This is a genomic window from Bartonella clarridgeiae ATCC 51734 (genome assembly GCF_000518185.1).
In the GTDB taxonomy this organism is placed as follows: domain Bacteria; phylum Pseudomonadota; class Alphaproteobacteria; order Rhizobiales; family Rhizobiaceae; genus Bartonella; species Bartonella clarridgeiae.
In genome coordinates this window covers 148,931-172,194 of sequence record NZ_JADC01000009.1, presented here as the reverse complement: position 1 = coordinate 172,194, position 23,264 = coordinate 148,931, and the positions used below count along the sequence as shown (strand labels likewise).

The following is a 23,264-nucleotide window of genomic DNA, read 5'->3' as shown; positions in this document are numbered from 1 at the left end:
CAAGATACTTTCATTATTTTTTCGCCTCTTATATTTCATTTTCTGCAGGCGACCAATAAACTTGAACCAGATGGTGTGCGTGATGCAAAACTGCTCTGATAGGAATTTCCATTTCAGATCCATTTCGACAAGCTTCTTCGAAACAAGCGTATTTTTGAGATCCTTCAAAATGAAGAGCGATAAAACGAGACTGAATTATAACTGGCAAAGTCAACGTCAATCTTGGCTCAGCAGCACTCCTAGCATAAATAGGTAAAACAAGTGCTTGTGATTGGAGATCAAGTGCTTGCTCCAAACGGTCACTATCTGGAAAAAAAGAAGCAGTATGTCCATCAATACCCATTCCTAAAACAGTAACGTCAAAAGGCATAGGCAAAGTATTTACGCGATTAGCAGCTGAAAAAGCCGCAAGTTCAGCAGTCACTGCTTTATGATAAAGTCCTACAAAACGTGCTTTAGCAGCAAAATTTTGTAATAAATGGCGCCGCACACAATATTCATTTGAACGCTCATCGCTAACAGATACAAAACGTTCATCAACCAAAGTTATAATGATATTTTGCCAATCAATATCAACTTTCGACAAATAATGAAAAAACAGTTCTGGTGTTTTCCCACCAGAAACAGCTAAAATTGCTTGTTTACGCTCAAGAATAGAGACGCTAAGCTCCGCTGCAACCCGATCCGTTAATGCTAATGCTAAAGCAGAAGGTGTTTCAAAACGGTTGATATTCATTTCATACATTATTATCGCCCCAAACTAAGTTATTCTATATGCGTCCATCACGTTCATTCAAAATAGTTAAAGCAAATTTCCTCTCAATGAACCAGAATTATGCCAATGCACAGAGGACTTGATCATCTTCCATTCTTTAAGAATTCGATCAATCCAGTACCAGACAACTTTATCACGATGCACAAACAATGTTTTATTTTCGGCACATACCATCAACCAATAAGCATTCACAAGCACCAAAACCCTCTTCAGAAAACGCATCTGAAAATTCAGATCTAATGGTATATAATAAAACCATATTTATTGAAGCTGGATCATTCATCATCAAGCACTGTTTCTTATGATTAAGTTATGGATGAATAATCAATCAGTTAGAAAAAAATTTATTTATATTCATATGAAAAATAAGTTTTAAAATCACAACAACTTCAGACATGTTCTTATCTGTCTGTAAATAAAAAGTTGTATTCTTCTACCAAAAATTATCAATCATAATCTTACGAAATATAACATTTCTTTATTATTTATTCCTTTCCCAAAATCATCTAAATAAAGTCTTACAAAAACCATACTACAAAGCAGATAGACTTTAAATAAGCCATTAACTTTCTTCATTTCAAATCATGACTAATTAAAAATGATCCATCAACGAAAACCAATTCATGGCTAAAAATATAAGTGGATAACGCAAAAATTTTCCACCTGGAAAAGAAGAAATTTTTAAATCTTGAAAATATGCAAAACGTTCATGCTTTCCACACAACCATTCAGCATATAATTTACCTATAAATGGAGCTAACATAACCCCGTGTCCTGAATATCCACCACAATAAGTAACACCTGGCATAATTTGGCGAACATAGGGCATACGTTCAACTGTAATTGCTACTGTTGCTCCCCAACAATGAGTCAAATTTATAGACCGTAAATGAGGATAAATTTCAATAACTTGCCGACGTATACGCTCATTTAAATTAACCGGATATCGATAATCATAACTTTCTACTCCGCCAAATAATAAGCGATTATCCATACTTTTGCGAAAATAACGAACCATAAAACGCGAATCATCTACTGCTTCACCCTCTGAAAGAATCGAACTATGTTTTGGTAACGGCTCTGTTGCTCCAATATATGAGCGAATAGAAACAATATTTTTCTCAATAAAATGCTGAAGTCCAAGTTTATATGCATTGGTTGCTAATAAAACATTCTCGGCTGTGATGTTCGTTCGCTCTGTTATTACTATACACTGATTTCCCTTTCGTTTTATTCCTGTTATTTGTGTTTTTTCATAAAGCTTAGCACCAGCCTTTTTTGCTCTTTTTGCCAACCAAACAACTAATTTTAAAGGATTGATATGACCAGTTTCTGCATCATAAAGACCACCGTGATAAAAAGAAGAGCCAAGTCGCTCAGCTGTTTCATTTTTATCCATAAAAGTAAGGCTAGAGTAACCATAACGCTGCAATGTCTCAGCATGCTGCTGATAAGCTATAATCTCACGTTTTTTATGGATAACTGAAAGCTGCCCTATCATAAAATCAATCTTACAATCAGGTCTAGTACACCAAGACAAAATATCTCTTTTAGCTTCTTCAGCTAAATCAAATAGTGCTTTACTTCGTTCAAAACCGTATTTTTTCTCTAACGTTTCTACCCATTGTCGTTGACCTGTTCCCAATTGCCCCCCATTGCGTCCAGAAGCTCCATCGCCAAAACGTGAAGCCTCACATAAAATAACACTAACTCCATTTTTAGCTAAATGATAAGCAGCTGAAAGACCCGTAAAACCACCTCCAATAATAACCACATCACACTGTGCTTTTTCATCGACAAATGGATACAAAGGACGCTCTTCTAAAGTATCTTCATACCAAGAATATCCAGGAGAAATGGGATTATAATCAATCATAGTAAAATACTTAAACATTCAGCAGAAGATATTCACGCTCCCACGGACTAATAACTTCCATAAAAATTTCAAATTCTTGTCGTTTAATAGCAGCGTAAGTATTAACAAATGTATCTCCTAAAATAGCACGTAGCGCTTTGTCTTGTTCAAACAAATTAACCGCCTCAATGAGTCCGCGTGGTAATTCGATATTATCGGCATTGACAGTTTTTTTTGTTGGTTTATCGGGTTCGAGTTTTTGTTGCAAGCCAATGAGGCCGCAAGCCAAAGAAGCAGCAAATGCCAAATAAGGATTAGCATCTGATGAAGGAATTCTATTTTCAACGCGTCGTCCTTGTGGAGCAGAACGTGGCACACGAAAAGCTGTTGTACGATTATCATATCCCCATCGTAAATTAACCGGCGCTGAGATTCCAGGCATGAGACGTCGATAAGAATTAACATAAGGAGCAAGCATAACAAGAGCGCCTGCCATATGTCTTTGTAACCCGCCAATGAAATAGCGAAAATATATACTTTCTTCACCATCCTCTTCTGTAAAAATATTAGAACCTGTTTCTTGATCGATAACAGATTGATGAATATGCATAGCAGATCCTGGCTGCCTCTGGATAGGCTTTGCCATAAACGTTGCATACATATTATGTTTAAGTGCCGCTTCACGGATAGTTCGTTTAAACATAAAAACTTGATCAGCTAATTCAATAGGATCTCCATGACGTAAATTAATTTCAAATTGGCCTGCTCCTTCTTCATGAATAAGGGTATCAATTTCCAATCCTTGTGCTTCTGAAAATTGGTAAATATCGTCAATCACTTCATCAAATTCATTCACACCAGCAATCGAATATCCCTGTCCTCCTCCAATTGAACGCCCAGAACGACCAACTGGAGGCACCAAAGGATAATCAGGATCCGGATTTTTTTGCACAAAATAAAATTCAATTTCTGGTGCAATAACTGGCTTTAAACCCATCTGAGTATAAAAATCAATCACTGTTCTCAAAACATTACGCGGTGTATACTCAACACTCTGTCCATCTTGATAGATAAGATCACAAATCACTTGTGCTGTAGGAGCCTCTTCCCATGGAACAATAGTCAATGTAGAAAGATCAGGCTCAAGACGTAAATCACCATCTGCTTTTGGGTATTCAAAACCATTGCCATCTTCAGGATAATTTCCTGAAATTGTTGACATAAAAACAGATGAAGGTAATGCTAATGATGTATCCGATGTGAGTTTTTTAGAAAGCATCATCTTGCCACGTGCCACCCCTGCCTGATCGGGTGTAATACACTCGATATCCTCTACGTTTCGGAATGCAAGCCATTGTGAAACTTGTTCCCAATCTTTTACACCACGTAAATTTTCGAGAAAATTAGAAATAGGCTTACAATTTTCGTTCTTCATTTGTTCACTATTTTTCACAGTCATAACGCATCAATTCAAAAAAACAATTAAGCCCTTTTTGTTATGACATTATTTATATAATTAATATTATGCAAAAATTGCATTAACTTAATTTTTATTTAAAGAACGCAATAACTTTTATCAAGTAAATACATCTAACAGTTTTCCAAGATACCGTTTAATTTTACAAAAAACAGTGAAAGATGGTACGGTTGGTGGGATTTGAACCTACGACCTCTGGTGCCACAAACCAGCGCTCTAACCAGCTGAGCTACAACCGCATAAATACTTACTTTTCGTTTGTGTGACATACGGAAGATCAAAAGAGTTTGCAAGCCCCTTAAAAAAAATCTTGCATTTTTTATCAAAAAATAACAATTTTATCATAAAGGAAGTGCACATTTTGCCCAATTGTCAACATTATAATCACGATAAGCTGTTATAGTATCAATACCATCTTGCTGCATCAACCGCAAAATTTCTTTCATAATGGTCACAGCAATATTTGGCCCTTCATAAATCATTCCGCTATAAATTTGAATCAAATCTGCACCAGCTTTAATTTTTTCCAAAGCTGTTTGTGCGTCCTTCACACCACCAACACCAATGATTGCAATATTTTTTCCTAATTTTTTACGCATTTTTGCAAGGACAATAGTAGAACGTTCAAATAATGGGCGTCCCGATAACCCACCTTCTTCAGCAATCCACTTATTATCCGTGAGTCCTTGACGCGAAAGAGTCGTGTTAGAAATAATTAAACCATCAAAATCAGAAACACTTATTTCTTGGGCCACATCATCCAATTCCTTTTCTGTCAAATCAGGAGCAATTTTCAAAAAAATCGGAACAGAAAATCCATGTTTTTCCTTTTGTTCGCTACGTGTTTGCGAAATTGCTTGAATCAAAAAACGTAAGCTATTACGGATCTGTAAATTACGTAAACCTGGTGTATTAGGCGAAGAAATATTAAGTGCAAAATAATCAGCAGCGTCATAAAAGCAAACAATACCAGAAATATAGTCGTCAATCCTATTTACTGTATCCTTATTCGCACCAATATTGACTCCTATAATACCACCTCGTTTACGCTTACAAAGCTTGTGATAAACAATTTGATATCCGTCATTATTAAAGCCCATTCTATTAATAATAGCTTCATCTTTTATCAAACGGAAAAGCCGGGGTTTTGGGTTTCCAACCTGGGGTTTTGGTGTAACTGTACCAATTTCAGTAAAACCAAACCCTAAGCGTAAAATAGCATCTACAACTTCTGCATTTTTATCAAAACCTGCGGCAAGACCAATAAAATTCTCAAACTGAAGCCCCAAAATATTGACACATAAACGCTTATCAACAATCCTTTGACAACCACCCAATCCACTTTTTAGTCCAGAAATAGCTAAATGATGAGCACGCTCTGGATCTAACATAAACAAAGCAGAATGACCAATACAACGAAAAAAATTCATAAATCTGCCTTTATACAATTATATAATAAAATCTATCTTTTCCATTTTATTGAAATTCTCGCACATCAAAAACTACCAACAAAGGCAAAATAGCATATAAATGATGAAATAAATCTCTATAGTACAAAAATGTATAATATAACTCAGTGATTAAATTTACTCTTACAAAAATTGGACAGAAATCAGATAAAACACTAATATAAGTTTATAAAGCTAATCTATTTTTATAATTTTAAAATATAGATTTTTATCATCAAATACCTTTAATATTAATCTAAAATGAAATATTTAGTAGAAAATTTTCATTTATCATCATAATAATATCATTGTAAAATATTGTTGATATCTAAACCATAATTTAGCAAGAAAATTAAAATTACTCTTTTCTTTTTTATTAAAAGCGATAGTTAAAATTGTTATACATCGCACATATAAATAGGAAAAAACAATGCTTAAAGAATTCAAAGAATTTGCCTTAAAAGGAAATATGATTGATTTAGCGATCGGTGTCATTATAGGAGGCGCTTTTGGTGGCCTAGTTAATTCAATCGTTAATGATATTTTTATGCCAGTTATTGGTCTTATCACAGGTGGTATTGACTTCTCTAATATGTTTATTCAACTCGCCGGTGAAAAAAAAGCAACTCTAAATGCTGCGAAAGAAGCAGGAGCAACCATTAGTTACGGAAATTTTATAACACTTTTTATCAATTTTCTGATTATTGCTTGGGTTCTTTTCCTTTTTGTCAAAGGCATCAATAAAATGCGCCGCCAACAAAAAGAAGCTGAAAACCCAACAGATATGTCTCTTGAAGAACAACTTCTAACAGAAATCCGAGACCTATTAGCCAATAAAAAATAAATTCACACACACACACAGACTTATTCACGGAACACAGAAAAAAATAATTTTCACCTTTGTTCCGTGATCAAGCTTGAAAATAATAAAATTGGCTACTAATTCTTTCTAATTTCTAATATTGTCTGATAAATAGATAGTAGTCTTAAAAAGCCAGTTCTCTAAATATGCTGTCACCATACTTGCATCTATTTGATCATAAGGCTGCATCATTTGTACAATTTCTTTATCGCCCTTCCTAACCATTATCTCTCATTACAATTTTGAAGTATTTTTCTCCTCTAGATAAATAATAATTATTTAACTGAAACCTTAAAATAGCCTTTTGCTCTATTATTTAATTTCATGATAAAAAAATAAGCGTAGAATTATCTCCTCACTTATAAAGAATCACTTAGCCCTTAATATAGATGTGATAATTTGAGATCTTAATATCGTCTTTAAGTAAACTTACTAAGCAAAATTTCACGTTTTCCTACATGATTGGCTGCCCCAACAATACCTTCTTCTTCCATTCGTTCTACAAGAGAAGCTGCTTTATTATAGCCGATTGCAAGACGACGCTGAATATAAGATGTTGAGCATTTCTTATCACGCAATACAATTTTAACTGCTTGTACATAAAGCTCTTCACTATCTTCTTTAGAATTTCCTGCTGCAACAATTTCAGAAACAGAATCAACAACTTCGGCATCATTATCATCCTCTTCACTATCCGTTACTGTTGCTAAATAATCAGGTTTTCCTTGCTTTTTAAGGTGCGCAACAACTGATTCCACTTCTTTATCAGAAACAAAAGGTCCATGCACACGCACAATACGGCCACCACCAGCCATATGAAGCATATCTCCCTGACCTAAAAGTGTTTCAGCACCTTGTTCACCTAAGATTGTACGACTATCAATTTTCGATGTAACTTGAAAAGAAATGCGAGTAGGAAAATTTGCTTTAATTGTGCCTGTAATCACATCAACAGAAGGACGCTGTGTGGCCATAATAAGGTGAATACCAGCCGCCCGAGCCATTTGTGCTAAACGTTGAATAGCACCTTCAATCTCTTTACCAGCCACCATCATAAGATCAGCCATTTCATCAACAATAATTACAATATAAGGTAGCTGTGTCAAATCCATCGCTTCTTCATGATAAAGTATTTCTCCGCTTTCCTTATCAAAGCCGGATTGTACAGTACACATAATTGTTTCGCCTCTTTCCACAGCAAGTGCAATCCGTGTATTAAAACCATCAATATTACGTACACCCAATTTAGCCATTTTTCGGTAACGCTCTTCCATTTCACGAACTGCCCATTTTAAAGCCGTCACAGCTTTTTTGGGATCAGTGACAACAGGTGTTAGAAGATGCGGAATACCATCATAAATGGAAAGTTCCAACATCTTAGGATCAACCATAATCAAACGGCACTGCTCTGGTGAAAGCCGATAAAGAATCGATAAAATCATTGTATTAATAGCAACTGACTTTCCTGAACCTGTCGTTCCAGCAACTAACAAATGGGGCATTTTTGCCAATTCTGCCGTTACAGGCTCACCATTAATCCCTTTTCCTAAAGCAAGAGCTAATTTAAATTCGCTATCACCAAAAGTACTTGATTGAATTAATTCACGCAAATAAACAGTCTCACGAACTGCATTTGGCAACTCAATCCCAATAACATTACGTCCAGGAATCACAGCAACACGTGCAGAAATAGCAGACATAGAACGAGCAATATCATCAGAAAGACCAATAACCCGTGATGACTTAACTCCAGCAGCTGGTTCAAATTCATACATTGTCACCACTGGCCCTGGACGAACATGAATAATTTCACCCTTAATGCCAAAATCTTCTAAAACACTTTCCAAAAGCCCTGCACTACGCTCCAATGTTTCTTGCGAAATAATTGTGCCATCCTGAAAAATAGGCTCCTGTAATAAATCAATTGGAGGAAACTTATAAGCATCGCAGTTTACAGAATGAAAACTTGGTACAAAAACTGAATCACGGCCAAAAAACGGTATACTCGTAGCTCCCTGTTCACCTTCTTCTCCTCTCGTTCGAGAAACATTCACTGCATTCTCTCTTACTGTTACGCGATCAGTAACATGAAGAGGATCATTATGCATTACAACACCCATCATATTGTTTGTTTCATGAATAGCTTCAATAACAGACAAATCTTGGATCTTTTCAACGTCTTTATTGTCTTCGTCTTGCAAAGAAGATTCAACATGACACATTTGAATCTCTTGGATAACTTCGCTTTCTGTATAGCTCACATCAGAAGCTTTCTCAGAATCCTTCATATCCGCTGTTGAAGTTTTTGATACACCCATATTACAAAACTGAGGAAAACGGCATTCAAGCACACGATAAAAATCGGTAATTGATTTATCAACAACAGAATTGGTCTCCAATAAATCTTCATTATGAATAAAATTAACCGATACTTCCTTTTTTGAAGTCTTATGATTCATTTGTTCTAATATAAAAGGACCGCACTCAAAAAATGCATTATCAGACAAATAATTAGACAGATATAACGTATGATCTGTTTTTTGTGTCATGCCTTCTACTTCTACCAAAGATGAATGATGCACTTTTTTTTCTTCAATTGGTGTAACCATAGTCTGTTGCACAAATTGCTTGAAAGCAGCTGAAGAATAAAGTGATGCTTTTTTTTCAGACAACTGAATATTCATTTCATTCTCTGTCAATTGAGGCTCCATTACTGCCCTATCCAATTTTGTCATATTTGCAAACCTTTGCTGCTTTTGCTCCGCAAAAACTTTAAATTGTTTTGCAAAAACCGGATCTGTTTCTATGCGACGACGCAAAATCTCTACTTCCGGTGTTCGAGTAAAACGTACGTTCTGTCCAAGAGAAAATGCTTTTTTCCACACTGCAGGATAAGAAAGTACTTCAACAACACTGACCGATGAATTTTTTTTTGATACACCTTCCGCACTTTTATCAGCAGGAAAAGAAGTAGAAATAGATTTTTTTTTCAAATGGCGCATGATACCCAACAAATTATAGAAATGAGAATAACTACTTTTACAATGAGAATGCGTAAATTTTATATTACGAAGGTTAATAACTTTTTGCCAATCGTCAATTTTTAAAGAAAAATTCGCAATAAAAGAAATTAAACGCTCTACTGGAAAAAAAATTAATTAAAGCAAAAGCTCATTACTATGATAGTGTTGTGTTAATCTTTTGTTTTAAACCTGTTTTTTGTATTTCAGTGAGAAACATCTTGTTACAAAAGCCAACTGTATTATACAGTTTACAGACAAAGAAACGGTAAACAGATTATGTTAAATAAGAGACAATTTTATATCAACGGTCTATGGGAAAATCCGAATACAAGCGATGATCTTCATGTTATTAACCCATCAACAGAGGAAATCTGTGCCGTTATTAGTGTTGCGAATATCAAAGATATAGATAAAGCAATTACTGCGGCCAAAAATGCTTTTCAAAACTGGAAAAAAACTGTACCAGAACAACGTCTTGCTTTTGTTGAAAAAATTTTAGAAATTTACGAAAAACGTTCTGAAAATATCGCCAAAACTATTTCAATGGAAATGGGTGCACCTATTGATATGGCGCGTAATTCTCAAACTGCAGCCGGTAGCTACCATATTCGCAATTTTATAAAAGCTTTCAAAGATTTTTCTTTTCAAAAAGTTTTAATAAAAGGCTGTAGCCGCGCAATCTTGCAATATGATTCTATTGGCGTCGTCGGATTGATTACACCATGGAATTGGCCCATGAATCAAATAACTCTAAAAGTCATCCCTGCATTATTGGCTGGCTGTACTATGATCTTAAAACCCTCCGAGCTTGCTCCTCTTTCTGCAATGCTCTTTGCTGAAATTTTAGATGAAGCTGCTTTACCTGCTGGTGTTTTTAATTTAATCAACGGCGATGGAGCTAATGTAGGCTCTTATTTATCTTCACATCCAGATTTAGAAATGATCAGTTTCACTGGCTCAACAAGAGCAGGAAAAGCGATTTCTAAAAATGCTAGTAATACCTTAAAACGGGTTTGCTTAGAACTAGGAGGAAAGGGAGCTAATCTTATTTTTGCTGATGCTGATGCTGATGCTCTTCAACGTGGCGTAAACAACTGTTTTCATAACAGTGGGCAAAGCTGCAATGCACCAACACGTATGCTTGTAGAGCATTCAATCTATAAAAAAGCTATAACAATAGCAAAACATATTGCTGAAAAAACAATAGTAGGTCCAAGTTACCAATCAGGAAATCACATCGGTCCCGTAGTATCAAAACAACAATACGACAAAATTCAAGCCCTTATCCAATCTGGAATCGATGAAGGAGCAACTCTTGTCGCTGGTGGCATAGGTCTTCCTACAGGCATGAAACGAGGTTATTATATACAACCAACAGTCTTTGCTGATGTTAAACCACATATGCGTATCTTCCGAGAAGAAATATTCGGTCCAGTTCTCTCAATTATTTCCTTTAATACAGAGGAAGAAGCTATAGCCTTAGCCAATAATACAGAATATGGCCTCACAAATTATATACAATCACAAGACCGAAGCAAATGTCAACGTATTGCTACACAACTGCGTTCTGGTATGGTAGAAGTTAACGGATACGATTTACCTGATGGGAGTTATTTTGGAGGTGTAAAACAATCCGGACGTGCTCGTGAAGGTGGAAGATGGGGAATTGAAGAATTTTTAGATACCAAAGCGATTTCATATTGGTAAAAAATCTCATCAAAAAACCTCAAAAGAGGATCGTGTAGTGGCACAACACATAACAAATACAAATGAAAATGCATGTGGGCAACGAATTGATCAATGGCTTGCTAAACAATATAAAGGTGAAATATCGCGTTCGCGTTTGCAAACTCTAATCCGCGAGGGTCATTTAAAAATTGATGGTCAATTAATAAAGGAACCGAAAACAAAATTAAAATCTAATCAAATAATTGAATTGATAATACCCGCCCCTAATGACGCACGACCTCAAGGTGAAGCTTTAGCTCTTGATATTTTCTTTGAAGATGATCATGTTATTGTTATTAATAAACCAGCCGGTCTTGTTGTCCATCCTGGCAATGGTAATTGGACAGGCACCTTAGTAAACGCTCTTATTTATCATTGTAGTGATAGTTTATCTGGCATCGGGGGTATTAAACGTCCTGGTATTGTTCATCGTCTCGATAAAGACACAAGCGGTGTTATGGTTATCGCTAAAAATGATATTGCTCATAGAAACCTTAATGCCCAATTTGCTGATCATGGACGAACTAGCGCATTAGACCGACGTTATCATGCTATAATTTGGGGCTCTCCTAATCGCAATATTGCGACAATTGATACATTCCTTGCCCGTTCTTCTCACGATCGAACAAAGCGCGCTGTTGTTCATAGTGAACATGCTAATGCTCGCCATGCTATTACGCATTTCTCTTTATTAGAGAAATACGGAACTTGTAACGATACAACACCTTTTGCTAGTCTCCTGGAATGTCGTCTAGAAACCGGACGCACACATCAAATTCGCGTTCATATGGCCCATATTGGACATCCCCTTATAGGTGATAAAGTTTATGGAAACGCTTTTAAAACAAAATCAAATGTTCTTGACCCTGTAATTAAAAATAAAATTGATCAGTTTAATCGGCAAGCGCTCCATGCAACTAGCCTTACTTTTGAGCATCCAGTTAACGGCGAAATTATGTCTTTTTCCTCGCCATTTCCCAAAGATCTCGCTGATCTCATCAATCATTTAAAAAAACTTAATTGAAACCTTTAATCATTACAAGATTTCATAATAAAATACCTAATTTCGAATAAAATTACCAATTTTAGTAGTATAAATAAAATAAGAAGCGTATTATATATGTAATGTTTGTCAATAAAATTCGCCTTTAAGGGAATTCATGCAAAAGGAGGGTGCTATATGGCCCATATAAACTTACCATCGTTTATCGCAAATGATAGCGGTCTTAGTCGTTATTTAGAAGAAGTCCGTCGTTTTCCAGTACTTGAGCCACAAGAAGAATACATGTTAGCTAAGCGTTATCATGAGCATAACGATCCAAAAGCGGCTCATAAATTGGTAACGAGTCATTTACGTCTTGTAGCAAAAATCGCAATGGGATATCGAGGTTATGGTTTACCTATTGGAGAAGTTATTTCAGAAGGAAATATTGGACTCATGCAAGCTGTTAAGCGTTTCGAACCAGAACGCGGATTTCGTCTTGCAACCTATGCAATGTGGTGGATTAAAGCATCAATTCAAGAATATGTTTTACGTTCATGGAGTTTAGTAAAAATAGGGACAACTGCTAATCAAAAACGCCTTTTTTTCAACCTTCGTAAATTAAAAAACAAACTGCAGATGTTTGATAGCGGTGATCTCAATGCAGAACAAGTTAAAGAAATTGCAACACGATTAAAAGTTACAGAAGACGAAGTGGTATCAATGAACCGTCGGCTTAGCGGTGATGCTTCTCTTAATGCTCCTCTTCTTACAAATAAAGGTGAGAGTTATGAATGGCAAGATTGGTTGGTTGATGATTCAAACAGCCAAGAACAAATTTTAATTGAGCAAGACGAATTAGAGAATCGTCATTCCATGTTAATACAAGCTATGGATAATCTGAATGAACGCGAAAAACGTATCTTTAAAGCGCGCCGTTTAAGAGATGAACCGATGACGCTAGAAGAACTCTCAAATGAATTTAATATCAGCCGAGAACGTGTTAGACAGATTGAAATGCGCGCATTTGAAAAAATACAAAATTCCATTAAACTCTCTGCTTTATTCCAAAAGAAAGCGCAAGATCAGGTTTGTTTGCAAAAATCTGAAAAGTAAGAGGAACTTAGCGCACAGGACGTGTATGCATATTGCGAAAATGGGTCCGCTAAAGTGAGTCTAGAAAGAACTAGCTCTTATAGGGTTATTGTATTTTTTTCTATTAGAATTTTTGGTTTTAAAACTAGAGTCTTATGATTTATTTTTTTGCATAAGCCATTGTCCAATAACCTTATTAAAAATGGCTTCACCTGCTGGTCCTTTTGCAAAAGTTAATTCATGTACACGGCCATTTTTGTCGCTCATCACTAAACGAAGCCAATCCAGATCACGTATCAACTGTAGATTTCGATCAAGAAACGGATGATTGCCAGTCAATGCAAAAAGGAAAAAATCATTATCAATCTTAGCAGTTACAGTTCCAAATAGAGTTTGACCGATCGATTTTTCATTTGCTTTAAAGGTCAATGATTTAATATTATTAATTGTTTGACCTGAAAATTTATCAGAAGTAATAAAAATAAGATCTATAATATAAGCAGCACACAGGGATTCATCAGTATTACGACGTAAAGTTAACCGCAATGATAATCCCTCACTCGGAATTGTAATATCACCCCTCAAAGCTAATTCTCCTGAAGCTCCTTTAACAGAATCCTCCTCTATAAGTGACCATGATGCACTACCCTTTGTTACTTTTTCTGCATCATGTTTCGTACGCATTTGATATAGTACAGCTTCACCCACCTGTCCAAACAACTTTAAATTAGTCGCAACAACTGTTGATGTACCTTCTTCACTGGAAGAGACCGTTTTTTCAGCTGGACCAACATCAACTTCACTTCCATCCTCTAATAAGCGTTGTGTTAATTTTCGATTCGTTTGAGCTGCTTTTTGTAGCGTATTAGATATTTGAATATTTTTCTCCTGTAAATTTTGATCACCTGATATAAATATACGTCCACTAACGAAAAAAGTACCACTGAACAAAATAATAAGACTAAAAAAAACAATAACACCTATCAAAATACGCTTTTGTAACGATGACCGATTAGCACGTCGTAAAGCTTGCGAAAAGATATGTGAAACAATATGAGAATTATCTGCTTGCAAATTAGAAGCCAAAAGAGCATTCTTAGACATGCTTTCTTCAATATTCTGGCCTTTTTCATAAATATTAAGAGAATCTATATTAACAAGTTTCGCATCCGGCATATCTGATATTACAGATGCATTATCAAAAATCTCATTATCAACTGAATTAGTAACAGATAATTGTTGTTGTTGTTTTTCTGTAACCAAAACTGAACCATCATTTTCTAATGATAAGAGAGAGTTTTGAGCATTTTTCTCATCATTTCTTTTTTCTGTATAATTCCACCCCATAATTGAAGAAAGTAGTTCTTTTTCAACAGCTAAATATTCTTCTTCAACAGTCGTAATAGCACTTTGCAAAGCACGCCTTTGCGCCTCTATTGCTTCTTTTGGCAATTTCATATTTACAATTTTATGCTCTAATGTTTCAGTAGCCCGTTCATAAACTCGCTCGCGTAATTTTGGTGTAGCATCTTTTTGCGCATTAATTGTATTTTTTAAGATCCCAACGAAATCTACCATATTCTATATAGTCTTTCTTAAACTCAAGAGGAAAATTTCTCAGTTTACAAAACTAAAGTGCCAATAATTCATTACTTTAGCCCTCAACTAACGTAATTAATATCAGTTGCCATAGCAATTTAAGACGAGTACAAAAAATAAACAACGCTATTTTGTACCTTCTTTATTATATAGCCTTAGATGCTTATCTTAGCCATAACCAAAGCATAAGATTAAAAATTAATCTGCAAAAGGATCAGTAATGAGGATTGTGTCTTTTCGCTCAGGACTAGTTGATAATAAAACAACTGGCACACCAATTAATTCTTCAATATAGCGCACATATTTGATAGCTTGTGCTGGCAATTCTGCCCAGTTTGATACATGTGCGGTTGTTTCTTTCCACCCCTCTAATGTCCCATAAATTGGCCGAACACGTGCTTGTGCTCCCATAGACGATGGCAAATGATCTATTCTTTTACCGTCGAGTTCATAACCAATACAAACTTTAATTTCGTCTAAACCATCAAAAACATCAAGCTTTGTCAGTGCAATACCACTAACGCCACCAATAATCACCATTTGACGCACTAAAACAGCATCAAACCAACCACATCGACGTTTCCGACCAGTCACAACACCAAACTCATTTCCGCGCGCTCCAAGAAATTCACCGATTTGGCTCATTTCTTCTGTTGGAAATGGCCCTTCTCCCACACGCGTTGTATAAGCCTTTGCAATACCCAACACATAATGAATTGAACCCAGCCCTAGACCAGAACCAGTAAAAGCCTGCCCAGGAATTGTGTTAGAAGAGGTTACATAAGGATAAGTTCCAAAATCATTATCCAATAATGCACCCTGTGCACCCTCAAATAGAATACGCCGTCCCATACGATAACTTTCATTCAAAAGACGCCACGTACAATCCATAAAGGGTAAAATTTCATCTGCCACTTGCATCAATTCATCATAAAGTGTTTGTGGATCAATTTCTGCAGCCCCCATACCACGACGCAAAGCGTTGTGATGTTCCATAAGCCTTTCAATCTTTGGCATTAAAGTGTCCGCTTCTGCCAAATCCATTACCCGTATGGAACGACGACCTACTTTATCCTCGTAAGCAGGACCAATACCACGTTTTGTTGTGCCAATTATCAAACTCGAAACACTATTATCTCGAGCTGAATCAAGATCACGATGCACCGAAAGAATCAAAGGAGCATTTTCAGCAATACGCAAAATCTCCGATGTAATCTTTACACCCTGAGCACGTAATTTTTTTAATTCCGCAACAAAATGATGGGGATCAACAACTACACCATTACCAATAATTGATAGTTTTCCACGAACTACGCCAGATGGCAAAAGTGATAATTTATAACTAATCCCATCAATAACCAATGTGTGACCTGCATTGTGCCCACCTTGATATCTTACTACAATATCTGCCCGCTCAGACAACCAATCTACGATCTTACCCTTGCCTTCATCTCCCCATTGTGTGCCGACAACTACTACATTGGCCATAACTTTCTCCGTTGTGTTTGGTGAAATAACACCATTGTTCAAAAACAAACGGTTCTTTATAGCGAAATTTTATAGCAAGTATGACTCTTCATTTCAACTTTTTGCTTATTTTCACATGAGCCAAAATTTTTAATCGTCAAAATAGACTGAATGTCAATATCAAAAAACACTTCTCTCTTTATTCAAACACACCACAACTTAATGAAAAAGCATAAAAAGTATTAGCACACATTTAAATCACTCTTCTTTTCTAAAGATAAGCTCACATCACTATTACCAACAACCTCTTCTAATAACAAAGCACGTAAATTAAAGGCGATACAACTTCCCTAAAATTCTAGCATTCCAGTTTTAAACTGCAAATATTATTGTAATCTTTTCCAAATCATTAATTCAAGAGAGATTTTAGAATAATTTTTCTTTAAAATATTTCGAAAAATTTCTCATTGTACCAATAGTGGGTAGTGGACTTTCTTCCAGTTTGCATCGTGTGCTGTTCTGGATTTACTATATTGATGATTAATTTATATTTTATATTCGAGTGTTTTTCTTCCACGCAAAAAAATGAAATATAGTAAACTATCTACCTAGTTTGGAATAGATACTAGAGAATAAATCTATAAAAAATCAATTATTTTTATTTTGGCGACTAGACAGAAAGAATTTTAATGTTATAACCTCACGCATTCTACGCATTTATTAGGGTATGCCCAGATAGCTCAGTTGGTAGAGCAGCGGACTGAAAATCCGCGTGTCCGTGGTTCGAATCCGCGTCTGGGCACCGCTTTTTATTTTTAGTGTATTGAAATATATAGATTTTTTTCTTTTTTGAGACTACTTTTCAGATCACAAAAGTGCAGAAACATCACAAGAGCAAACAAGCGTTCCTCTACAAGAGAATGAATATATTCATATTCAAGATATCGCATACCAAACCAATCAACAAGAATAATATAAAATGGAATAAAGAACTGCAGAATGGTTTAAGAGAACTAATACAAAAAGGAATTTTAAAATCAAAATTACCTAATCAATATTCGGTTAACCCTTCTATTTTTCAAAGATGAAAAAATTGTTTTCATAAAAGAATATCAAATAGAACCATCTTCTAAAAAAATAAACAAAAGACTAACCTAATTAAAGCCATATTTTTATAGATGATGGATATCAAACTGATATTGAAGATTTTACGAATTAAACTTTTCTTTCTTTATTAAGAATAATATTTCTACCTTAAAGTATACTAAAGTATTAAGATATATCTACATTGCTATTCTATAAAATCTTGTTCTTTAAAGCAGTAATGTAGATTGGCCTGCATTTATATCAGGATTGGCTTGATTAGAAAACCAGGATTATATAATTTTTTCCAATTTGGAGTAAGAGCTTCCAAGGTGACAGTCCCTCTTCCTTCTGGGTGTACCGGATGCTTTTTTCTTTCACATAATCTGTTGATTTTATTGATCTTTTTAAATTAAAGGGCAGTATAATAAAGATAAGGAAATATGATTTCACATTGTTCTTTAATAACATATATAAATCGAAGTTTCTTTAAGAAATTATCGCACTTTAGATTATTAAAATCGAGATAGACACAATTATTGTAAACAAATACTTCCACAAACAGCTTCCCCCCTATAAATATAAAAAAGATGCAAAGCCTTATATTTTTAACATGTTACATCGACCGTTTTCTACCCTATTATCTCTGTATTCTCTATTTGCTGATACGGAGATACCTTGCTTTGCTCGGCTATGGATTTTTACCGCTTGTTCGCTATGTTCTTGTCTAACAGCATTTACATAATTATCAATTTCTTTCAAAAGACTGGAATCATCTTCAAGCTTATAATCTTCTTTTAACCGAACCTTTAAACATTGCACAATACGTTCCATATAACGTTTATCATATTCATTACGTTCACCGAGAGCTAAACTTCTGTAAATCATGTTTAGATCATTATCCAAAATTTTCGGCTTTCCAGAGATAGATTGTAATAATCCCTCGATTTTTTCTCGACTTTGAACAGAGTTACTTTTTATACTTTTTATACTTTTTGTGGCAATTACTTCCTCAGTTGGTTTCCGAAACAGCCTAACAATATTTCTTTTCATGTATTTTCTCTAATTTTAAGCAGACTTTGCAAGTTTTATTTATTGTTTCCAAAATAGAAACATAAAATATTTATTTATAGATTCTATTTTTTATTATCAATATGTTTTTTATGCAGAAATATATGTATATTATATTGACAAATATAAATATTTGTAAAACATTTCCTTTAATAAATATAACTATAGTATATTATAGTATAGTTATAAAAATAATATTTATATTTATTTAATCATTATTATAAATAAATTGATTTATGATAAAATAGAAATTATTTTTGATATAATAATAACATTATTACAGATTTCATGGATACTCTAATAGAGTTTTATGCACATAAATACTGATTTTTTTATATTTTTATGATTAGGAATAATATAATAGAGTTGACGGAATAGGATTTACATTGTTCTTTAATAACATACTATAAATGGAGACTTCTTGCTTCTCATGAATATAAAAAGAAACAGCGGTTTAAAGAAAAAATCTATATATTTCAGTGTATTGACCAAATGGAACGGTGCCGTATGCCGGATTTGAACCAGCGACCCCATCATTACGAATGATGTGCTCTACCAACTGAGCTAATACGGCATAGGCTTTTACGTTATTTAAAACTAAAGGCCAAATCGAGCGTAATAACTAAAAGTATGTATAAAAGCAAGCAGGTAATTTTTTCAATAATTCATAAGATGCAAAAGTTACTAAAATAAAAAAATAGATCCTTATAATGAAGAAGGAATAAAACTATATTTTTGATTTTTTTGTTATCTTAAAGCGTAATTAAAAATCCCTTCAATTTATGATCATATCTAACTTCAGAAGTAAGGTTGAAGGTAAAAATTTTTCGTAACAAAATGCTACTAAATGCTCTGTTTAAAGGCAAACATTAGTAATTTTGAGAAGAATGAAAAAAATTATTTGACAAGTTATTTTTTGAATGGAAAAAATAAGAGTGTTGTTTTTACGCTATCAAAGTGATGCTGGTATGATAATCATTTGATAGAAGCGTGTTTCTCATTTCTGTGCCTATATAGGTATAAAAAGTAAAACGGGGTTAGAAGACATGTCACATGAAAATAAAATGATAGAATTAGAGATTAAACTAGCTCATCAAGAAAAACTTATTGAGGAACTTTCTTGTGTGGTGACTGATCAATGGAAAAGTTTAGATGAAATGTCTAAAAAGTTAAATGCTTTAACAAAACGATTGCTAGAATTAGAAGAGCGCGGTTTTTCTGAAGTTCCTGTTGAGCGTCCTCCTTACTGATAATAAGTATAATTTAAGTTAGAACCTTTGTTTCTTGGAAATTAAAAAATTATTTTTGTCTCTTTTAAGATGGAATTTTTTTAGGGGTTAGTGGTTGAATGAATATTATTGTTTTTATTGTTATATTTCTTGTAATTTTTCTTTAATATAGTGTAGAGAATATTTTTAATTTTTGCTTATTGACGCAATTGATTTCCGTTATCTTAAAAGTGCAAATGTTTGAGATATTATTTTATGCGTAAGCATAATAAATCTTAGAGAAAATTCTTTAATATTAAATATACTCTCCTTCTTGATACGAGATTTTATGAAAAGGTTTTCGTGGTTCGTAACTTAAGATATAAAATGTTATTGCCAAAATGCCAAATATCAACCATGCTGGAAAGTTAATGAGAATAATGCAAGTTGAAGATAGCAGAGATGGCATAATACTACATATAAATTGATTGAGACTATTAATATCTGTATGCAAAAAAACTGCTAATATTTTACTAAATGGATTTATAGTCAAATTTGATGCACTAACAGAACGCATGCCATCAACGACTAATGTTATACATGTCAACGTAACAAAAATAAAAATCATTAATTTAACTAAAGGACGAAACATCTTATTCCTATTATCTTAACAAAATATTTGATAAAACGTATTTAGAAACTAAAGAGTTGCATTATAATAAGAATAAAAATGAATTAATTTTTATTGTTATTTTTCTCGAAAACAAAAAATACATTTAAAATTAAAATAGAATTGTTTTTTATATAAAAATTTGGGTTTAATATATAAGAATAATGGAAAATGTTGAACTAAAATATAATGAATTAAAACGTGGACTTAAAAATCGTCATGTTCAAATGATTGCCTTAGGAGGTGTTATTGGAACAGGCCTTTTCTACGGATCAACAGAAGCTATTCAATTAGCTGGCCCTTCAACTATTTTAGCATATCTTATTGGAGGATTCATTATCTATCTTATTATGCGAATACTTGGTGAAATGTCAGCAGAAGAACCAACTTCAGGTGCTTTTAGTTTCTTTGCTTATAAATATTGGGGATGTCTTGCTGGTTTTATAACAGGTTGGAATTACTGGTTTCTTTATATTCTTGTTGGTATGACCGAACTGACAGTTATTGGATTTTATCTTGATCACTGGATTTTGATTGATCATTGGAAATCATCTTTGTTGGTTCTCTTGTTTGTCACATTGATTAATCTTACCAATGTACGTTTTTACGGAGAATTTGAATTTGGTTTAGCTTTGATTAAAATCATTTCTGTTATTGGTATGATTGTGTTTGGGATTTTTATCATTATAACAGGGATGAATGGAAGCCAGGCAAGTATTAGCTATCTTTGGAATCACGGTGGTTTTTTCCCTTATGGCGCAATGGGGTTAGTATTTGCTACTTCTATACTCATGTTTTCTTTTGGTGGCACAGAGCTTATTAGTATTGCAGCTGGAGAAACATCAGATCCACAAAAAACAATTCCAACAGCCATTCGTAAAGTTATGTGGCGTGTTGTCATCTTTTATATCGGTTCTATAAGTGTAATTATGATGATAAGCCCATGGAATATGATTAAAAAAAATGGCAGTCCTTTTGTAACTATTTTTGAAACTATAGGTATTCCTGCAGCGAGCCATATTTTAAATTTTGTGGTGATTATGGCTGCTATTTCAGTCTACAATAGTGGAATTTACTCTAATGGTCGTATACTTTATAGCTTAGCGATACAAAAAAATGCGCCGCATATTTTTAGCAAACTTAATGCTACGTGTGTTCCCTATGTTGCTATTCTTTTTTCATCAATTTGTACTGCAACAATTATTGTCATTAATGTTCTTATACCGGATAATAGTTTTATCCGGATCATGGCTATTACAACCGTAACAGCAGCTATTACGTGGGCTATTATTGTTATTGTACATTTCAAGTTTCGAAAAGCCCATAAAGGCCAAGAAAAATCCTTCGTTTATGCATTTGGTTTCTATCCTTATGGAAATTACCTTTGTCTTTTTTTTCTTGCGCTATTGTTTTGTATTATGTTTGTAAGTGGTTTTGGGAAAAATGGATTAATTACCCAACTCTTTGAGATGATAGGAATAAAAGTAAACTTTATTGAATCTTATATTCCTACACAAATGCCTGATATGAGTTTAGCAGTTATTATTATTCCTATATGGTGTTTATTTTTATTATTGGGGTATAAACTCAAACGATAGTTCTGAAATCATATAAAGAAATCGATTGGAATAAACATTGGGGATAAAATTTGATAAGGTGACGCAAATCTTTGATGATTTGTGCGTTTTGAAAAATATTACCGTAAATCTCACTGAAAAACGGATTGCAATTATTGGTGCGAATGGTTCTGGAAAAAGTACATTTGTACGCCTTATTAATGGTTTACAGCTCCCATCGAGTGGTTCTGTGAATGTTGATGGGTTGGATACAAAGCACAATGCAAAAGCAATAAGGCGTAAAGTGGGATTTGTTTTTCAAAATCCCGATAATCAAATTGTATTACCATTGGTAGAAGAGGATTTATCTTTTGGTCTTAAAAACTTAAAATTGAGTAAGGACGAAATTAGAAAACGAGTAGATGAAGTTTTACAGTATTATGATCTCCAAGCCTTCAAAAATCATGCTGTTCATTTATTAAGTGGTGGACAAAAACAATTGGTTGCTATCTCAAGTGTGGTAGCAATGAGACCAAATTACATTGTTTTTGATGAACCAACAACATTACTTGATTTACAAAATAAACGTCGCGTTACACAAGTCATTAAAGAATTACCACAAACAACTATCGTTGTGTCACACGATTTGGAATTTCTGAAAGAATTTGATAGAATACTTGTTTTTGATAAGGGGGAAATAGCTGTTGATGATGTGCCTTTGGTTGCAATCAAAGAATATATAAGAAGAATGTCGTGATCAGTTCATATATACCCCACGATACACTTATTCACCGACTTAGACCGGGAACTAAGTTATTATTTCTGATTCTGTGTGGGACTATTATCTTTATGGTTTCATCAATATCTGCTTTTTTACTTTTTTTATTATTCATATCCTCGTTATATAGAATAGCTAAAATTCCTTTTAACAAAATAATAAAACAGTTTAAACCAGTATGGCTTTTTTTAGTCTTTATATTTATTTTTGAATCTATTTTTGATAACTGGCTTACAGGTTTTTCGATTATATTGCGCTTTATTATTCTGATTTCTCTAGCATCACTTATTTCACTAACAACAAAAGTTTCAGATATGGTAGCTTCAATTGAAGTAGGATTTCGATCCTTTCAATGCTTGGGTATCAATCCATCAAAATTAAGTATGGTTTTATCTATGGCAATTAGATTTATTCCAGTTATTAGTGAAAAATTCAATGCGATATGTGAAGCACAGCGAGCACGTGGACTTGATATAAATATTATAGCTCTTGCAATACCCTTAATTATCCGAACAATAAGAATAGCATCAGAAGTAGCTGAAGCATTAGATGCACGCTCTTATGATTCTGATGACAAAACACTATAG

Annotated in this window: 19 protein-coding genes and 3 tRNA genes; 9 read left to right on the top strand and 13 right to left on the bottom strand. The window is 34.0% G+C overall.

All coding sequences use genetic code 11. The annotated features are described in order from the left end of the window. Positions 1-28: 28 nt before the first annotated feature. The 6 genes from pgl to T420_RS0101160 all read right to left on the bottom strand — a co-directional run bounded on the left by pgl (position 29) and on the right by T420_RS0101160 (position 5,537). Complete coding sequence (gene pgl, locus T420_RS0101185; protein WP_013544588.1) at positions 29-745, bottom strand: 6-phosphogluconolactonase; 717 nt, start codon at positions 743-745, stop codon at positions 29-31. Between the two features lie 57 nt (positions 746-802). After that, positions 803-973: a hypothetical protein gene (locus T420_RS07290; RefSeq protein ID WP_155914824.1), complete on the bottom strand. Its 171-nt coding sequence runs from the start codon at positions 971-973 to the stop codon at positions 803-805. A gap of 394 nt (positions 974-1,367) precedes the next feature. After that, entirely contained in the window at positions 1,368-2,651 is a 1,284-nt protein-coding gene (locus tag T420_RS0101175) for an NAD(P)/FAD-dependent oxidoreductase (protein ID WP_013544586.1), read from the bottom strand. A gap of 10 nt (positions 2,652-2,661) precedes the next feature. Beyond that, positions 2,662-4,089, bottom strand: coding sequence for a glutamine synthetase family protein (locus tag T420_RS0101170; protein ID WP_026501073.1), 1,428 nt, complete (start codon positions 4,087-4,089; stop codon positions 2,662-2,664). A 180-nt stretch (positions 4,090-4,269) separates the two neighbouring features. After that, a tRNA-His gene (locus T420_RS0101165) sits at positions 4,270-4,346 on the bottom strand. Between the two features lie 102 nt (positions 4,347-4,448). Next, a complete protein-coding gene (locus T420_RS0101160; protein WP_013544584.1) occupies positions 4,449-5,537 on the bottom strand; it encodes a quinone-dependent dihydroorotate dehydrogenase in 1,089 nt (362 codons plus the stop codon). A gap of 448 nt (positions 5,538-5,985) precedes the next feature. Here T420_RS0101160 and mscL point away from each other — a divergent pair, with 448 nt between their 5' ends. Next, positions 5,986-6,399, top strand: a complete 414-nt coding sequence (gene mscL / locus T420_RS0101155; protein ID WP_013544583.1) for a large conductance mechanosensitive channel protein MscL — start codon at positions 5,986-5,988, stop codon at positions 6,397-6,399. A 105-nt stretch (positions 6,400-6,504) separates the two neighbouring features. Here mscL and T420_RS07285 read toward each other — a convergent pair whose 3' ends face one another. Both T420_RS07285 and T420_RS0101145 read right to left on the bottom strand, forming a co-directional pair. After that, positions 6,505-6,642 carry a hypothetical protein gene (locus T420_RS07285; protein ID WP_013544582.1) on the bottom strand — a complete coding sequence of 46 codons (138 nt, stop codon included), beginning with the start codon at positions 6,640-6,642 and terminating at the stop codon, positions 6,505-6,507. Between the two features lie 194 nt (positions 6,643-6,836). Continuing rightward, entirely contained in the window at positions 6,837-9,419 is a 2,583-nt protein-coding gene (locus T420_RS0101145) for a DNA translocase FtsK (protein ID WP_013544581.1), read from the bottom strand. A gap of 297 nt (positions 9,420-9,716) precedes the next feature. Between T420_RS0101145 and T420_RS0101140 the strand changes: the two genes are divergently transcribed. The 3 genes from T420_RS0101140 (at position 9,717) to rpoH (ending at position 13,266) form a co-directional block, all read left to right on the top strand. Next, a complete protein-coding gene (locus T420_RS0101140) occupies positions 9,717-11,147 on the top strand; it encodes an aldehyde dehydrogenase family protein (protein ID WP_013544580.1) in 1,431 nt (476 codons plus the stop codon). 37 nt (positions 11,148-11,184) lie between these two features. Beyond that, the gene (locus tag T420_RS0101135) at positions 11,185-12,192 is read left to right on the top strand and encodes an RluA family pseudouridine synthase (protein WP_013544579.1); all 1,008 of its coding nucleotides are present in this window, start codon (positions 11,185-11,187) and stop codon (positions 12,190-12,192) included. Between the two features lie 156 nt (positions 12,193-12,348). Next, positions 12,349-13,266, top strand: a complete 918-nt coding sequence (rpoH, locus tag T420_RS0101130) for an RNA polymerase sigma factor RpoH (protein ID WP_013544578.1) — start codon at positions 12,349-12,351, stop codon at positions 13,264-13,266. Positions 13,267-13,398: 132 nt separating this feature from the next. Here the strand turns inward: rpoH and T420_RS0101125 are convergent, their stop codons facing one another. Both T420_RS0101125 and T420_RS0101120 read right to left on the bottom strand, forming a co-directional pair. Further along, the gene (locus tag T420_RS0101125; RefSeq protein ID WP_013544577.1) at positions 13,399-14,823 is read right to left on the bottom strand and encodes a hypothetical protein; all 1,425 of its coding nucleotides are present in this window, start codon (positions 14,821-14,823) and stop codon (positions 13,399-13,401) included. 219 nt (positions 14,824-15,042) lie between these two features. Next, positions 15,043-16,332, bottom strand: a complete 1,290-nt coding sequence (locus T420_RS0101120; RefSeq protein WP_013544576.1) for an adenylosuccinate synthase — start codon at positions 16,330-16,332, stop codon at positions 15,043-15,045. A 708-nt stretch (positions 16,333-17,040) separates the two neighbouring features. Here T420_RS0101120 and T420_RS0101115 point away from each other — a divergent pair. Continuing rightward, positions 17,041-17,113 (top strand) — tRNA-Phe (locus tag T420_RS0101115). A gap of 881 nt (positions 17,114-17,994) precedes the next feature. On the opposite strand, the gene T420_RS0101105 is transcribed toward T420_RS0101115, so the two are convergent. Beyond that, positions 17,995-18,447, bottom strand: coding sequence for a hypothetical protein (locus tag T420_RS0101105; RefSeq protein ID WP_026501072.1), 453 nt, complete (start codon positions 18,445-18,447; stop codon positions 17,995-17,997). 519 nt (positions 18,448-18,966) lie between these two features. Then, positions 18,967-19,039: transfer RNA gene (locus T420_RS0101100), tRNA-Thr, on the bottom strand. A 472-nt stretch (positions 19,040-19,511) separates the two neighbouring features. On the opposite strand from T420_RS0101100, the gene T420_RS0101095 reads away from it, so the two are divergent. Next, positions 19,512-19,715 carry a SlyX family protein gene (locus T420_RS0101095; RefSeq protein WP_013544572.1) on the top strand — a complete coding sequence of 68 codons (204 nt, stop codon included), beginning with the start codon at positions 19,512-19,514 and terminating at the stop codon, positions 19,713-19,715. Positions 19,716-19,989: 274 nt separating this feature from the next. Here T420_RS0101095 and T420_RS07440 read toward each other — a convergent pair whose 3' ends face one another. Beyond that, positions 19,990-20,325 carry a hypothetical protein gene (locus T420_RS07440; protein WP_013544571.1) on the bottom strand — a complete coding sequence of 112 codons (336 nt, stop codon included), beginning with the start codon at positions 20,323-20,325 and terminating at the stop codon, positions 19,990-19,992. Between the two features lie 182 nt (positions 20,326-20,507). Between T420_RS07440 and T420_RS0101085 the strand changes: the two genes are divergently transcribed. From T420_RS0101085 to T420_RS0101075, 3 genes are read left to right on the top strand one after another with little or no spacing between them, the layout of a single operon-like run. Next, the gene (locus T420_RS0101085; RefSeq protein WP_013544570.1) at positions 20,508-21,941 is read left to right on the top strand and encodes an amino acid permease; all 1,434 of its coding nucleotides are present in this window, start codon (positions 20,508-20,510) and stop codon (positions 21,939-21,941) included. Between the two features lie 37 nt (positions 21,942-21,978). Continuing rightward, positions 21,979-22,656, top strand: a complete 678-nt coding sequence (locus T420_RS0101080) for an energy-coupling factor ABC transporter ATP-binding protein (protein ID WP_013544569.1) — start codon at positions 21,979-21,981, stop codon at positions 22,654-22,656. Further along, positions 22,653-23,264 (top strand): energy-coupling factor transporter transmembrane component T family protein, encoded by a 612-nt coding sequence (locus T420_RS0101075; RefSeq protein WP_026501070.1) that lies wholly within the window; start codon positions 22,653-22,655, stop codon positions 23,262-23,264. The genes T420_RS0101080 and T420_RS0101075 overlap by 4 nt, the downstream gene beginning before the upstream one ends.

Coding starts and splice junctions, on each gene's coding strand:
- T420_RS07285 (WP_013544582.1), bottom strand. CDS start 6,642: ATGGTTAGGAAGGGCGATAAAGAAATTGTACAAATGATGCAGCCTTAT.
- T420_RS0101140 (WP_013544580.1), top strand. CDS start 9,717: ATGTTAAATAAGAGACAATTTTATATCAACGGTCTATGGGAAAATCCG.
- rpoH (WP_013544578.1), top strand. CDS start 12,349: ATGGCCCATATAAACTTACCATCGTTTATCGCAAATGATAGCGGTCTT.
- pgl (WP_013544588.1), bottom strand. CDS start 745: ATGTATGAAATGAATATCAACCGTTTTGAAACACCTTCTGCTTTAGCA.
- T420_RS0101160 (WP_013544584.1), bottom strand. CDS start 5,537: ATGAATTTTTTTCGTTGTATTGGTCATTCTGCTTTGTTTATGTTAGAT.
- T420_RS07440 (WP_013544571.1), bottom strand. CDS start 20,325: ATGTTTCGTCCTTTAGTTAAATTAATGATTTTTATTTTTGTTACGTTG.
- T420_RS0101105 (WP_026501072.1), bottom strand. CDS start 18,447: ATGAAAAGAAATATTGTTAGGCTGTTTCGGAAACCAACTGAGGAAGTA.
- T420_RS0101170 (WP_026501073.1), bottom strand. CDS start 4,089: ATGACTGTGAAAAATAGTGAACAAATGAAGAACGAAAATTGTAAGCCT.
- T420_RS0101095 (WP_013544572.1), top strand. CDS start 19,512: ATGTCACATGAAAATAAAATGATAGAATTAGAGATTAAACTAGCTCAT.
- T420_RS0101175 (WP_013544586.1), bottom strand. CDS start 2,651: ATGATTGATTATAATCCCATTTCTCCTGGATATTCTTGGTATGAAGAT.
- mscL (WP_013544583.1), top strand. CDS start 5,986: ATGCTTAAAGAATTCAAAGAATTTGCCTTAAAAGGAAATATGATTGAT.
- T420_RS0101120 (WP_013544576.1), bottom strand. CDS start 16,332: ATGGCCAATGTAGTAGTTGTCGGCACACAATGGGGAGATGAAGGCAAG.
- T420_RS0101085 (WP_013544570.1), top strand. CDS start 20,508: ATGGAAAATGTTGAACTAAAATATAATGAATTAAAACGTGGACTTAAA.
- T420_RS0101145 (WP_013544581.1), bottom strand. CDS start 9,419: ATGCGCCATTTGAAAAAAAAATCTATTTCTACTTCTTTTCCTGCTGAT.
- T420_RS0101125 (WP_013544577.1), bottom strand. CDS start 14,823: ATGGTAGATTTCGTTGGGATCTTAAAAAATACAATTAATGCGCAAAAA.